This window comes from Pseudomonas sp. Nvir (assembly GCF_963778085.1).
Taxonomy (GTDB): domain Bacteria; phylum Pseudomonadota; class Gammaproteobacteria; order Pseudomonadales; family Pseudomonadaceae; genus Aquipseudomonas; species Aquipseudomonas juntendi.
The window spans coordinates 2,338,518-2,352,459 of record NZ_OY970405.1; the positions used below are offsets into that span (position 1 = coordinate 2,338,518).

The window sequence follows — 13,942 nt, forward strand, 5'->3', positions numbered from 1 at the left end:
GTTCGGGTCCTGTGCAAGTGAATGTCTATGATCTGTGCACAAGGCGACAGCAGAAGTTCCCGAGGATACCGATACTTGCAATCAGATGGAACGATTGGCACACAGCACTTTCAAATACTGGCTAAATGCCCTGCCAGAGCCGTCAAAGCTGGTTAGACTTCGCTTGTCGGCACGGCGCAGCGGCACATAACCATAACGATTGTTCCGCCATTCTTTTCCATGGATTTTCTTGCTCGGGCGTTTTCTCATGATTCAAGCAGCCTCGATGGACCAGCGCAGCTTCCGCAAGTTGTTGAGCCGCAACATCGGCCTTCCTCTGGGTGTGGGCCTGCTAGGTGCCGTGGCCTTCGTCGCGGTGATCAACTACCTGCTGTCGGCCATGCAATGGGTCGAACACACCGACCGGGTCATTGGCAATGCCAACGAAGCGGTGAAGCTGTCGATCGACATGGAAACCGGCATGCGCGGCTTTCTGCTGACGGGTGACGAGCGCTTCCTCGACCCCTATGAGGTGGCCAAGCCGCGCATTCTCAGCAGCTTGCAGGGCCTGAAAGGCATGGTCGAGGACAACCCGCAGCAAGTTGACCGTATCGACCGGCTGATCGCCTTGCAGCAAGCCTGGAATGACTTCGGCAGCGGCATGATCACCCTGCGCCGCAATGATGGCCCCTACCGGGAGCTGATCGGTAACGGCCGCGGCAAGCGCCTGACAGACGAGATTCGCAAGGAATTCGCCGACCTCATTGCCACCGAGCAGCAGTTGCGCATGGCACGCAACGAGAAGGTCAGCACCGTCACCGTAACCTCCATTTCGGCGTTCGTGCTGCTGATCGTTGGCCTCAGCGCCTTGCTGGCGTACCTGGGGCGCCGCGATCTGTTGGCGTTGTCCAGCAGTTACGACGACAACCTCAAGGCCCAGCAACGTTCTGCCGAGCGCCTGGAGCACCAGGCCTGGCTGCGCAACGGCCAGACCCAGCTGGCTCAACAAGTGCTTGGGCAGCTGACCCTGAACATGCTCGGCGACAACATTCTGCGGTTCTTTGCCTCTTACCTGGGCAGCGTGGTCGGGGCGTTGTACGTGCGCGACGAGCATGGCCGCCTGGTACGCGTTGCCTGCTATGGGCTGGATGCCGAAGAGCAGGCGCGCGAGCAGGTGCTGGGTGATGGTGAGGGTCTGCTGGCCCAGGCCGTGCGTGAAGGGCGGCTGCTGCGCCTGGACGACCTGCCGCAAGACTACTTTCAGCTCAGCTCCGGCCTGGGCAAGGGCTTGCCGCGCAGTGCACTGCTGATGCCGGCCAGCGACGGCGGGCAGATCAACGGCGTGCTCGAACTGGGCTTCCTGCGGCCGCTGCAGGCGCGTGACGAAGAACTGTTGCAGCGCGTGGAGGGCAACCTGGGTATGTCCATCGAAAGCGCCCGTTACCGCCAGCGCTTGCAGGAAGTCCTGGCCGAAACCCAGCAATTGAACGAAGAATTGCAGGTGCAGCAGGAAGAGCTGAAAACGGCCAACGAAGAGCTGGAGGAACAGTCCCGCGTGCTCAAGGAGTCCCAGGCCCACCTGGAAACCCAGCAAGCGGAACTGGAGCAGACCAACGAGCAGTTGTCCGACCGCACCGAAGCGCTGGACCGCAAGAACGAGGAGCTGACCCAGGCCCAGGAAGAGCTGCAGGCGCGCGCCGATGAGCTGCTGCGTTCGAGCAAGTACAAGTCCGAGTTCCTCGCCAACATGTCCCACGAATTGCGCACGCCGCTGAACAGTTCGCTGATTCTGGCCAAGCTGCTGGCCGAGAACGTTGAAGGCAACCTCAGCGGTGAGCAGGTCAAGTTCGCCGAGTCGATCTACTCGGCCGGCAACGACCTGCTCAACCTGATCAACGATATCCTCGACATCGCCAAGGTCGAGGCCGGCAAGCTTGAAGTGCGACCTGAAACCACCCACCTGGACCGCCTGGTCGAAGGCCTGCGCGACATGTTCGAGCCGTTGGCCGGGCAAAAGGGGCTGGCCTTCGAGGTCACCGCCCAGGCTCAGGTGCCTGCCACCCTGTTCACCGACCGCCAGCGACTGGAGCAGATCCTCAAGAACCTGCTGTCCAACGCCATCAAGTTCACCGAACGCGGCCAGGTCAGCCTGAACATCGGCTACCAGCCAGACAGCGGCATCGTGTTTTCCGTGCGCGATAGCGGCATCGGCATTGCTGCCGACCAGCAGCAGGCAATCTTCGGTGCGTTCCACCAGGTCGATGGCACCAGCAACCGCCGGTATGGCGGGACTGGGCTGGGGCTGTCGATTTCCCGCGACCTTGCCCATCTGCTTGGCGGGCAGATCAGTGTCGAGAGCAGCCCCGGGCAGGGCAGTGTGTTCAGCCTGGTATTACCCGAACGCTACGAGAACCTGGAGCAGGAGGTCGAGCCCCTCAGCCTGCGCCCGGCTGTCGATACCCTGCCGCCAGTACCGCAACTCGCCACTGCCCAGGCGCCGAAGCTGCCGCAACTGGCCTTCACCGACGACCGTGACCGGGCGCCTTTCAGTAACCGCTGCATCCTGGTGATCGAAGACGAGCCGAACTTCGCCCGCATTCTCTTCGACCTGGCCCACGAGCTGGGTTACAGCTGCCTGGTGGCGCATGCGGCCGACGAAGGTTTCGAGCTGGCCGCCCGGTTCATACCCGATGCGATCCTGCTGGACATGCGCCTGCCTGACCATTCCGGCCTGACCGTGCTGCAACGCCTGAAAGAACAGGCCGATACCCGGCACATTCCGGTGCATATCATTTCCGTCGAGGACCGTGTCGAGGCCGCCATGCACATGGGGGCAGTGGGCTACGCCGTCAAACCCACCAGCCGCGAAGAGCTCAAGGAAGTTTTCGCGCGCCTGGAGGCCAAGCTGACGCAGAAGCTCAAGCACATTCTGCTGGTGGAAGATGACGACCTGCAGCGCGAAAGCATCGCCCGCCTGATCGGTGACGACGACGTCGAGATCACCGCCGTAGGCATGGCGCAGGAGGCCTTGGCACTGCTGCGGGAAAACATCTACGACTGCATGATCATCGACCTCAAGCTGCCAGACATGCTCGGTAACGAACTGCTCAAGCGCATGACTGCCGAAGATATCCGCGCCTTCCCGCCGGTGATCGTGTATACCGGCCGCAACCTGACCCGCGAAGAAGAAACCGACCTGCTCAAGTACTCGCGCTCGATCATCATCAAGGGCGCCCGCTCACCCGAGCGGCTGCTCGACGAAGTGACGCTGTTCCTGCACAAGGTCGAATCGCAGTTGTCCAACGAACGCCAGCGTATGCTGAAGACGGCGCGCAGCCGCGACAAAGTGTTCGAGGGGCGCAAGGTGCTGCTGGTAGATGACGATGTGCGTAATATCTTCGCCCTGACCAGTGCACTGGAGCACAAGGGCGCGATCGTCGAAATCGGCCGTAACGGCCGCGAGGCCATCGAGCGCCTGGAGCAGCATGACGACATCGACCTGGTGCTGATGGATGTGATGATGCCGGAAATGGACGGCTTCGAAGCCACCCGGCTGATCCGCCAGCAACCGCGCTGGCGCAAGCTGCCGATCATTGCGGTGACTGCCAAGGCCATGAAAGATGACCAGCACCGTTGCCTGCAGGCCGGCGCCAACGATTACCTGGCCAAACCGATCGACCTGGACCGCCTGTTCTCGCTGATCCGCGTATGGCTGCCGCAACTGGAGCGAATTTGACTAGCGAACGTAACACCGATATCGAGATCCGCTTGCTGATCGAGGCCATCTACCTCAAGTACAGCTATGATTTCCGCAATTATTCCGGCGCTTCGATCAAGCGCCGGATCCTGCACGCGCTGCGCCAGTTCGGTTGCCAGACGGTATCGGCCTTGCAGGAGCGCGTGCTGCACGACCCTGGCATGTTCATGCAGTTGCTGCAGTACCTGACGATTCCGGTCAGCGCGATGTTCCGCGACCCGGGCCATTTCCTGGCGCTGCGGACCGAGGTGGTGCCGCTGTTGCGTACCTGGCCATCGATCAAGGTGTGGATCGCCGGCTGCAGCACGGGCGAGGAGGTGTATTCGATGGCCATCCTGCTGCGCGAAGAAGGCCTGCTCGAGCGCACCATCATCTACGCCACCGACATCAACCCGCACTCGCTGGACAAAGCCAAGCAGGGCATCTACTCGATGCAGAACATGCTCGACTACGCCGAGAACTACCGCATCGCCGGTGGCCGCCGGGATTTCGCCGAGTACTACACGGCAGCCTATGGCAACGCGATCATGGACAGCACCCTGCGTGAAAACGTGACCTTCGCCGACCATAGCCTGGCCACCGACAGCGTGTTCTCCGAGACGCAGTTGGTGTCTTGCCGCAATGTGCTGATCTACTTCAACAAGGAGCTGCAGGACCGCGCCCTGGGCCTGTTCCATGAATCGCTGTGCCATCGCGGTTTTCTGGTGCTGGGCAGCAAGGAGTCGGTCGACTTTTCCGCTTACAGCGACGGTTTCGAGCCGCTGGTCAAGCCTGAACGGATCTATCGCAAATCATGAAGGGCGTACAAGCGGTGGTGATCGGCGCCTCGGCCGGCGGGGTGTCCGCGCTGTTCACCGTGCTGGGCGGGTTGCCGTCGGGGTTCGCCATTCCGGTAGTCTGTGTGTTGCACCTGCCGGATGACCGCCACAGCCAACTGGCCGAGGTGCTGCAACGCCGCCTGCTTCGTCCCGTGTGTGAGGCACGTGACAAGCAACCGCTGCGCCCTGGTCAGATCTACGTGGCCGGGCCGGGCTATCATTTATCGGTAGAACGCGACTTCACCCTGTCGTTGAGCCAGGAACCACCGGTGCATTTTTCCCGGCCGGCCATCGACTACCTGTTCATTTCCGCGGCCGATGCCTACGGTGCCGGCCTGCTTGGCGTGCTGCTCACCGGTGCCAATGAAGACGGTGCCCAGGGGTTGGCTTACATCAAGAACAGCGGCGGCCGGACCATCGTCCAGGACCCTCGCGACGCACAGGTGGCGCTGATGCCCGAGGCCGCCCTGGCCCTCCATCAGCCCGACCATATTCTTACCTTGAGTGGGATCGAGCAGTTGCTCGCCGCCCTGGAACCCAGCGCATGCTAAGCAACACTATCGCCAAACTGCTGATCGTCGACGACCTGCCAGAGAACCTGTTGGCCCTCGATGCCCTGATACAGGGCGAGGACCGTGAGGTGCACCAGGCCCAGTCTGCCGAAGCCGCCTTGTCGCTGTTGCTCGAACACGAGTTCGCGCTGGCCATTCTCGATGTGCAGATGCCGGGCATGAACGGCTTCGAACTGGCCGAACTGATGCGCGGTACGGAAAAAACCCGCCACATCCCTATCGTTTTCGTCACCGCAGCCGGGCGTGAAATGAACTACGCCTTCAAGGGCTACGAAAGTGGCGCCGTGGACTTCCTGCACAAACCGCTGGATACCGCGGCGGTGAAGAGCAAGGTGTCGGTGTTCGTCGACCTTTACCGCCAGCGCAAGGTGCTTGACCGCCAGTTGCAGGCGCTGGAGCGCAGCCGCCAGGAGCAGGAAGTGCTGCTGGGCCAGCTGCAGGCGGCGCGCGGTGAGCTGGAGCATGCGGTGCGCATGCGAGATGACTTCATGTCGATCGTGTCCCACGAGGTGCGTACACCGCTCAACGGGCTGATCCTGGAAACCCAACTGCGCAAGCTGCACCTGGCGCGGGGCAACCTGGCGGCGTTCAGCGCCGACAAGCTGCAGGCCATGGTCGAGCGCGACGAGCGCCAGATCAACAGCCTGATCCGCCTGATCGAAGACATGCTCGATGTTTCGCGCATTCGTACCGGCAAGCTGTCGCTGCGGCCCAAAGCGTTCGACCTGAGCGAGCTGGTGCAGCGGTTGGTGGAAAATTTCACCGCCCAGGCCACGGCACTGGATACGTTCATCGAGTTGCAGCATTGCCAGCCACTGCAGGGTGAGTGGGACGAATTTCGGATTGAACAAGTACTGGCCAACCTGTTGTCCAATGCCTTGCGTTATGGTGAACGCAAACCGGTGCAGGTAAGGCTGTACGAGCAGGACGGCCTGGCGTGCGTGCAGGTGCAGGACCAAGGCATTGGTATCGACATGGCTAACCAGCAACGTATCTTTCAGCAGTTCGAGCGCGTCGCAACTCAGCAAGCTACGGGTGGCCTGGGCTTGGGCCTGTATATTTCCGACCAGATAGTGCAAGCGCATGGCGGGCGGATTGTGGTGCAAAGCGAGGTGGGCAAAGGTGCGACCTTCACCCTGCAACTGCCCCTGGCTGCAGTGGAACAACTAAACGACCAGGCGTGGGCAACCTCTGCATAAGCCTGGGGTCTGATGGCCAACTGGAAGAATTTTCAAGGCGTTAACATGAGTGAAGATGCACAAGACGTAGTGCTGGTGGTCGAGGACGAACCAGCGATACGCATGATTCTGCGGGACTACCTGGCGGGCGAGGGCTACCACGTGCTGGTCGCCGAGGACGGTGAACAGGCGTTCGCCATTCTGGCCAGCAAGCCGCACCTGGACCTGATGGTGACCGACTTCCGCCTGCCGGGCGGGATCTCCGGGGTAGAAATCGCCGAGCCGGCGGTGAAGTTGCGGCCCGACCTGAAAGTGATCTTCATCAGCGGCTACCCCGCCGAGATCCTCGAGTCCGGAAGCCCGATCACCCGCAAGGCGCCGATCCTGGCCAAGCCGTTCGACCTGGACACCTTGCACGAGCAGATTCAGGCACTGCTGCGCTGATACCCGTCAAGGCCCTGTCACCGGCGCGCGCTGACGGGCCGGTGCTGATCAACGCAAGGTCCGCTCCAGCCCACCCAGCAACATGCTCTCCATCAACACCAGCGCTTGCGCTTCAGGCAATGCCTGCAGCGCGCCGGGCAATCGGTTCAGCAGCGTTGCAACCACCTGGGCGGTGGCCACCAAAGCTGGCCCCTGGAGCTTCGCCTGCGGTGCGATCAGCCGCAACAGCCCGGCCTCATAACGCCCGCGCAACTGCGTCAGGCGTGCCTGCTGGGCCTCGCTCAGGCAACAGAAATCACGCTCAGCCAAACGAAACTGCAGCGGCCGCTCGGCATGCAACTGCCAATGCGCCGCGATCAGGCAATTCAAGGCTGAAGCGCCGCGGGCCATGGCCCGCCGCCCCTGGTCCAGCAGGGCCTGCAACTCCTCGTACAGTTCCTCGATCAAGTCGAACAGCAGGTCCTGCTTGCTGGGAAAGTGGTGGTACAGCGAGCCGGCCGTCAGCCCGACATGTGCGGCCAATTCGCGCATGCTGACCTGGCCAAAGCCTTTTTCGGCAAACAGCGCCATGGCCTGTTCACGTCGCTCTTCGAAATTGGCACAACGCATCGCGGCATTGATCGGGGGCATGGCGCCTGGGCCTCAGTAGATGAAGAAGCCGCGGCCGCTCTTGCGCCCCAGCCAGCCGGCCGCCACCATCTCCTTGAGCAGCGGGGCAGGGCGGTACTTGCTGTCGTTGAAGCCCTCATGGAAGGCCTCCATGATCGCCAGCAAGGTGTCCAGGCCGATCAGGTCGGCCAGCGCCAGTGGGCCGATCGGCTGGTTGCAGCCAAGGCGCATGCCGGTGTCGATGTCCTCGGCGCTGGCCAGGCCTTCCTGGCGTACGAATATCGCTTCGTTGATCATCGGCACCAGGATGCGATTGACCACGAAGCCCGGCCGGTTGCCAGCAGCGATCGGGGTCTTGCCCAGCTTCTCTGTCACCAGCAATGCCTGGGCGTAGGTACCGTCGCTGGTCTGCAGGCCACGAATGATCTCGACCAGCGCCATCATCGGCACCGGGTTGAAAAAGTGCACGCCAATGAAGCGCTCGGGGTGGTCGATGCTGGCGGCCAACTGGGTCACCGACAGCGACGAGGTATTGGTCGCGATCAGGCAATCGGCGGCGACGTTGCCTGCCACCTGCTGCAGGATGCGTTGCTTGAGCTGCAGGTTCTCGGTGGCCGCTTCGATCACCATCTGCATCGTGGCCAGCTGGCCGTAGTCGGTGCTGGTGCGGATCCGGGTTTTGGCTGCCGCTGCCTGCTCGGCGGCGAGGGTCCCTTTGCTGACCTGGCGTTCGAGGTTCTTGCCCAGCGTTGCCAGCCCGCGCTCCAGGGCGGCGTCGGCCACGTCCACCAGCAGCACCTGGTAGCCTGCCACCGCGCACACTTGGGCGATGCCGTTGCCCATGGTGCCGGCGCCGATCACGGCGATCTGTTCAATGTTCATCTTTCAGTTTCCTCAAACCCGCTCGAAGACCACGGCGATGCCTTGGCCGCCACCGATGCACATGGTGGCCAGGGCGTAGCGCCCCTGAATGCGCTGCAATTCATGGATGGCCTTGGTGGCGATGATCGCGCCGGTGGCACCCACCGGGTGGCCCAGGGAAATGCCCGAACCGTTGGGGTTGACCTTTTCCGGGTCGAAGCCCAGTTCGCGGGCCACCGCGCAAGCCTGGGCGGCGAAGGCTTCGTTGGACTCGATCACATCCAGGTCCTGCACCTTCAGGCCGATCTTCTCCAGCACCTTGCGGGTGGCGGGGATCGGCCCCAGGCCCATCAACTCGGGTTCCACCCCGGCATGTGCGTAGCCCACCAGCCGGGCCAGTGGCTTGAGGCCCAGGCGCCGCACCGCGTCACCGCTGGCCAGCACCAGGCCAGCGGCGCCGTCGTTGATGCCACTGGCGTTACCGGCAGTCACGGTGCCGTCTTTCTTGAACACCGGCTTCATGCCGGCCAGTTGCTCGGCGGTGACCTCACCGCGCACATGTTCATCGACACTGAACTGCACGCTGCCTTTGCGGGTTTTGAGTTCCAGCGGCACGATCTGGCTGGTGAAGCGGCCCTCGGCAATGGCGCGAGCGGCCCGGCGCTGGCTGGTCAGGGCCAGCTCGTCCTGCATTTCGCGGGTAATGCCCTGGCTGGCCGAGACGTTCTCGGCGGTGATGCCCATGTGGAAGTGCTGGAAGGGGTCGTGCAGTACCCCGACGGTGTAGTCGATGCCTTGCAGGTCACCCATGCGCGCGCCCCAGCGTGCCTGTGGCAGCAGGTAAGGGCCGCGGCTCATGGACTCGGCGCCAGCGGCAATGGCCACGTCGGTGTCGCCCAGCAGCAGCCCTTGGGCCGCCGAAACAATGGCCTGCAGGCCCGAGCCACACAGGCGGTTGACATTGAACGCCGGCGTTTCCTTGGGGATGCCGGCGTTCATGGCCGCAACCCGCGCCAGGTAGGCATCACGGGGTTCGGTAGGGATCACCGTGCCCATTACCACATGGCCGATCTGTTCGGCGGCCAGCCCCGAGCGCTCGATGGCGGCGCGGGTGATGGCGCTGGCCAGGTCGGCCAGCGGCAGGTCCTTGAGGGAGCCGCCAAAGCCACCGATGGCTGAACGGACGGCACTGACGACGTAGATTTCTGCGCTGCTCATAGAGGCTCCGATTGCATAGGCATGGCGGGACTGGGCCAGGCTCTGCGAGAATGGCCGGCGAGGTCCCGAAGTGGGTCCGAGTCTAGGCAAAGGCTCTGTCGCAGCCTATGCCGGAACTGTTCAAACAACCTGGCACTTTTTGCCACTCAGCATAGACAGCGAACACCGCCATGCGCGATAGCGATTCGGTCGCCGTGTACTTCCTCAACGCCATGCTGCATGCCCTGCGCGATTGCCCCGCCGAGCGTGACGCGCATTTGCGTGCGGTGGGCATTGACCCGCACCTGCTCGACCAGCCGCAGGCGCGGGTGCCGGCCCGGGCCTTCGCCGAGCTGTGGCTGGCAATGATCCGGCGCCTGGACGATGAGTTCTTCCGCCTCGACAGCCATGGCATGCCGTTGGGCAGTTTCGCCCTGATCTGTCGGGGCCTGATCCTGGAACCCAACCTGGAAAAGGCCCTACGCCAGTGCCTGGCAGGCTTTGGCCTGTTCCTGCACGATCTGCGCGGCAGCCTGACCGTGCGCGGTAGCCGGGCGCTGATCAGCGTGCAGTCGAGCATCGCCGACCCGTTGACCCGGGTATACGCCGAGGAAACCTACCTGGTGCTGATGGTCGGCCTGCTGTGTTGGCTGGGCGGGCGCAGGGTGGCGATTGACCGGACCGAACTGGCAGTGGCCCGCCCAGCCCAGGAGGATGACCTGCTGTTGTGGGGGCCGGACCTGCGCCTGGGCAGCGGGCGTACCGAGGTGGAGTTCGACAGTGCCTGCCTGCGCCGGCCGGTGGTCCAGGACGTGGCGGCGCTGAAAACCTTCCTGCGCAGCGCGCCGCAGGGGCTGGTCATTCGCTTTCGCAACCAGAACGGCCTGGTGGCCGAGGTGTACCGGCATTTACGGGCGCGTGGCTATGGGCAGTGGCCCACGTTGGCGTCGCTGGCACAGCAGCAGGGTATCAGTGCCAGCACCTTCCGCCGGCAGTTGGAGCGCGAGGGGCGCTCCTACCAGCAGATCAAGGACGAGGTACGCCGGGCGATGGCTTTCGAGCGCTTGCGCGAAGGCGTGCTGAGCATTGCCGAGATCGCCGAGCAGGCCGGCTTTCAGGAGCCCAGCGCGTTCCACCGGGCGTTCAAGAAATGGACCGGGCAGAGCCCCGGTAGCTACCGCGCGCGGTTGGCCGGGCGCTGATCTTGGCCAGTCCCGACCCTTGCGCGGGTGCCACCGCGCCAACACTCAGCCCGCCGGCACCATGGCGAAGCCCACCCCGAAGCGGTTCCAGGCATTGATGGTGGCGATCGCCAAGGTCAGGTTGACCACTTCGGCCGGCTCGAAGTGCTGCAGCAGGGCTTCGTATTCGCCCTGCGGCGCACCCCGTTCAGGCAGGCGGGTAAGGCTCTCGAGCCAGGCCAGTGCTGCCCGTTCACGCGGGGTGAAGTACGCGGTTTCCTGCCACACGCACAGTGTTTGCAGGCGTGCCTCGGTCTCACCGGCCTTGCGCGCATCGTTGGCATGCAGGTTGACGCAATAGGCGCAGCCGTTGATCTGCGAGGCGCGCAGGCGCACCAGTTCCAGCAGCGAGTTTTCCAGGCCGCACCTGGCCAGCGCCTGTTCCAGGCCGACCATGGCTTTGTAGGCTTCGGGCGCGTGCTTGGCCCATTCGATACGGTTGTGCATGGCTGTCTCCAATGCGGATGTGGGGGGTGATGGCGCTACTGTAGCGCCGTTGATTGGCCACCCCGATAGCCAATTGCACGCTTGCGCAGGAGGCCAATGTCCATTCAGCTGGCCACTGACAGGCATCCAATCTCTTCATTTCTGCGCAGCCAGCCAAGCCGGGATAATGGTCGATCTTGCACGAAGAGAAACGAACGACCATGAGACCTGCGCTGAACCTGTTGCTGGTGATTTTGTTGGCCCTGAACCTGCGGCCGATCCTGACCAGTATCGGCCCCTTGCTCGAGCCCATGCGCGCCACTACCGGGCTGGGCTACCAGCAGGCCGCCCTGCTGACCGCTTTACCGGTGCTCTGCATGGGCCTGGTGCCGTTGCTGCAGCCGTGGCTGCGGCGCTGGCTCAGCGAGCACGGCGGTATGCTGGGCGGCCTGGCGGCGATTGCCATGGCTTGCCTGTGGCGCCTGCAACTGGACAGTGCCTGGGCATTGATCGCCAGTGCGGTGGTCGCTGGCCTGGGCGTAGCGGTGGTACAGGGCATGATGCCGGGGCTGGTGAACCGCTGGTTCCCCCGCCGCCTGGCGGCGGCCATGGGCCTGTATTCGGCGGCGCTGATGAGTGGCGGTGGCCTGGCGGCAGTGCTGGGCCCGCACATCAGTGCGCACTTCGGCCACTGGCAGGCCGGCCTGGGCCTGTGGGCGGTGCCGGCCGTGCTGGCGTTGCTGGCCTGGGCCGTGCTGCGGCCACGCCATGGCACAGCGAAGCTGGCAGGGGCATCCGGTGGACACTGGTTCGGCACGCGCCGGGCCTGGTTGCTGGCCCTGTACTTCGGCTTGATCAATGGCGGTTACACCAGCATGGTGGCGTGGTTGCCGGCCTACCACACCGAGCACGGCGGCAGCGCCCAGGGTGGCGCCGACCTGGTGGGCCTGATGACCTTTTTCCAGGTGGCCGGCGCGCTCGGTTTGCCGCTGTTGCTGCGGCGCTATGCTGACCGGCGCCCCGGTTTGTGGCTGGCGCTGGCAATCCAGCTGGTCGGCTTTCTCGGCCTGTTACTGGCCCCCACCGTGGCCCCGGGGCTGTGGGTGGCGCTGATCGGTTTCGGCCTGGGCGCTTGCTTCAGCCAGTGCCTTACGCTGACCCTGGAGCATTTGCAAACGCCAGCCGAGGCGGGCAGCCTGGCGGCATTTGTGCAGGGCATCGGCTTCATCATTACCGGGATCGTGCCCTACATCACCGGTTGGCTGCGGGATGTCAGTGGTGACTTCCAGGCGTCGTGGACACTGTTGACGGTCACCGTGCTGGCCATGCTGTGGGTCACCGCGTTTTTCAACCCGCGCGGTTACTCGGCCGCCATCGCCCGCCCGGCAACCGGCAAGGCGGCACCGGTCAGTTGAGGTGCTGCAGGGTGTCGCGCACGCGATCCAGTGCGGGGTCGATATCCAGCAGTTCAATGGCACCGAAACCCATCAGCACGCCCTGCCGCGCAGGCGCTTCGCTGAAGAATGGCGCCAGTGGGTACAGGCCGACCTCGACCTTGCGCGCCAGGTTGGCCAGCAATTCCACGTCGACCCCTGGTCTGGCCAACGCGCTCAGATGAAAGCCGGCGCTGGCCGGAACCGCGCTGAACCAAGGGGCCAGGTCGCCCTGCAGGCGCGCCAGAATGCGTTCGCGGCGCGCGCTGTAGACCTCATGGCAACGGCGAATGTGCTTGTGCAGGTGGCCCTCGGCAAGGAAACGCGCCAAGGCCCACTGCAGCAAGCTCGGGCTGTGCCAGTCACTGAGGTGCTTGGCCACGCAGGCAGCCTGCAGTACGGCAGGCGGCAGCACGGCGTAGCCCAGGCGCAGCTCAGGCAAAAGGGTCTTGGAAAACGTGCCCACGTAGGCCACCAGCCCCTGTCGGTCCAGGCGCTGCAAGGCATCCGCAGCGGGCCCCTGGTAGCGGAATTCACAGTCGTAGTCGTCTTCGATGATCAGCGCCCCCAGCTGCGCAGCCCGCGCCAGCAGCGCGTGCCGGCGCGCCTCGCTCATCGGCATGCCCAGCGGGAACTGGTGAGACGGCGTGACGTAGATCAGCCGGGTGCCGTCGGCGATGTGCTCGACGCACAGGCCTTGGTCGTCGACCGGTACCGACTGCAGCTGCGCGCCCAGGGCCAGGAACAGCTGCCGTGCCGGTGGGTAACCGGGGTCTTCCATGGCCACCTGGCAACCTGGCTCGACCAGCACGCGGGCGATCAGGTCCAGGGCCTGCTGGGCGCCGTTGCACACGAGCAGGTCGGCTGCGCTGCAGTGCACGCCACGGGTGTAGGCGATGTGGTGGGCGATGGCCTGGCGTAGTTCAGGCAAACCCTGGGCCGTAAAATGCCGTTCGGGGTGGCGCTGGCTGCGCCGCAGGGCGTAGTTCAGGCAACTGCGCCACTGGTCGAAGGGGAATTGGGCCTTGCTCGATACGCCGCCGATGAAATCGTAGCGTGAAGGGGCCTGCGCCTGGCGTTGGCTGAGCACCGTGGCGCGCGCTTGCCAGCGTTCGAGCGATGCACTGGCGGCCAGGGTGATGGCGCCAGGTTCGCTGCTGCGCAGCGGCTGGCGCGGTGTGACGAATGTGCCACGGCCCACCACACCGCTGAGCAGGTTGTCATAGGTCAGGCGTGAGTAGGCTTCGGCTACCGTCTTGCGCGACACACCCAGTTGTTCGGCCAGCAGACGGGTGGGTGGCAGCTGGGTACCAGCTGCCAGGTGGCCACTGTCGATGCCAGCGCGCAATTGCTGGTAAAGCTGGTCGGTGAGGCCTTTGCGGCCATCCAGGCGAATGTGCAGTTCCATGGAACGGTCCGGAGCGGGG

At 64.1% G+C, this 13,942-nt stretch carries 13 protein-coding genes; 7 read left to right on the plus strand and 6 right to left on the minus strand.

From position 1 onward, the window contains the following. Window positions 1-81: 81 nt before the first annotated feature. A complete protein-coding gene (locus AACG97_RS11260) occupies window positions 82-249 on the minus strand; it encodes a hypothetical protein (RefSeq protein WP_155273753.1) in 168 nt (55 codons plus the stop codon). Here AACG97_RS11260 and AACG97_RS11265 point away from each other — a divergent pair. Genes AACG97_RS11265 through AACG97_RS11285 form a run of 5 tightly spaced genes read left to right on the plus strand, consistent with a single transcriptional unit; the run spans window position 248 to window position 6,748 of the window. After that, window positions 248-3,715, plus strand: a complete 3,468-nt coding sequence (locus tag AACG97_RS11265; protein WP_197884806.1) for a response regulator — start codon at window positions 248-250, stop codon at window positions 3,713-3,715. The two genes, AACG97_RS11260 and AACG97_RS11265, sit on opposite strands and share 2 nt — an antisense overlap. Then, window positions 3,712-4,533: a CheR family methyltransferase gene (locus AACG97_RS11270; RefSeq protein ID WP_009686478.1), complete on the plus strand. Its 822-nt coding sequence runs from the start codon at window positions 3,712-3,714 to the stop codon at window positions 4,531-4,533. Before AACG97_RS11265 ends, AACG97_RS11270 begins: the two co-directional genes overlap by 4 nt. After that, window positions 4,530-5,105 (plus strand): chemotaxis protein CheB, encoded by a 576-nt coding sequence (locus AACG97_RS11275; protein WP_029887038.1) that lies wholly within the window; start codon window positions 4,530-4,532, stop codon window positions 5,103-5,105. The genes AACG97_RS11270 and AACG97_RS11275 overlap by 4 nt, the downstream gene beginning before the upstream one ends. Then, entirely contained in the window at window positions 5,099-6,325 is a 1,227-nt protein-coding gene (locus tag AACG97_RS11280) for a hybrid sensor histidine kinase/response regulator (protein ID WP_009686480.1), read from the plus strand. The genes AACG97_RS11275 and AACG97_RS11280 overlap by 7 nt, the downstream gene beginning before the upstream one ends. Window positions 6,326-6,370: 45 nt before the next feature. Then, window positions 6,371-6,748 (plus strand): response regulator, encoded by a 378-nt coding sequence (locus AACG97_RS11285; RefSeq protein ID WP_009686481.1) that lies wholly within the window; start codon window positions 6,371-6,373, stop codon window positions 6,746-6,748. 48 nt (window positions 6,749-6,796) lie between these two features. On the opposite strand, the gene AACG97_RS11290 is transcribed toward AACG97_RS11285, so the two are convergent. From AACG97_RS11290 to AACG97_RS11300, 3 genes are read right to left on the minus strand one after another with little or no spacing between them, the layout of a single operon-like run. Beyond that, entirely contained in the window at window positions 6,797-7,378 is a 582-nt protein-coding gene (locus AACG97_RS11290; protein WP_009686482.1) for a TetR/AcrR family transcriptional regulator, read from the minus strand. A gap of 12 nt (window positions 7,379-7,390) precedes the next feature. Then, window positions 7,391-8,239, minus strand: a complete 849-nt coding sequence (locus tag AACG97_RS11295; RefSeq protein WP_115293903.1) for a 3-hydroxybutyryl-CoA dehydrogenase — start codon at window positions 8,237-8,239, stop codon at window positions 7,391-7,393. 12 nt (window positions 8,240-8,251) lie between these two features. Next, the gene (locus AACG97_RS11300; RefSeq protein WP_232555032.1) at window positions 8,252-9,436 is read right to left on the minus strand and encodes an acetyl-CoA C-acyltransferase family protein; all 1,185 of its coding nucleotides are present in this window, start codon (window positions 9,434-9,436) and stop codon (window positions 8,252-8,254) included. 170 nt (window positions 9,437-9,606) lie between these two features. On the opposite strand from AACG97_RS11300, the gene AACG97_RS11305 reads away from it, so the two are divergent. Next, window positions 9,607-10,617 carry an AraC family transcriptional regulator gene (locus AACG97_RS11305; protein ID WP_009686485.1) on the plus strand — a complete coding sequence of 337 codons (1,011 nt, stop codon included), beginning with the start codon at window positions 9,607-9,609 and terminating at the stop codon, window positions 10,615-10,617. 45 nt (window positions 10,618-10,662) lie between these two features. On the opposite strand, the gene AACG97_RS11310 is transcribed toward AACG97_RS11305, so the two are convergent. Further along, the gene (locus AACG97_RS11310; RefSeq protein WP_029887041.1) at window positions 10,663-11,103 is read right to left on the minus strand and encodes a carboxymuconolactone decarboxylase family protein; all 441 of its coding nucleotides are present in this window, start codon (window positions 11,101-11,103) and stop codon (window positions 10,663-10,665) included. Between the two features lie 200 nt (window positions 11,104-11,303). On the opposite strand from AACG97_RS11310, the gene AACG97_RS11315 reads away from it, so the two are divergent. Then, window positions 11,304-12,497, plus strand: coding sequence for a CynX/NimT family MFS transporter (locus AACG97_RS11315; protein WP_115293904.1), 1,194 nt, complete (start codon window positions 11,304-11,306; stop codon window positions 12,495-12,497). Here the strand turns inward: AACG97_RS11315 and pdxR are convergent. Then, the gene (pdxR, locus tag AACG97_RS11320) at window positions 12,490-13,923 is read right to left on the minus strand and encodes a MocR-like pyridoxine biosynthesis transcription factor PdxR (protein ID WP_225785605.1); all 1,434 of its coding nucleotides are present in this window, start codon (window positions 13,921-13,923) and stop codon (window positions 12,490-12,492) included. The genes AACG97_RS11315 and pdxR overlap by 8 nt on opposite strands. Between the last annotated feature and the right edge of the window lie 19 nt (window positions 13,924-13,942).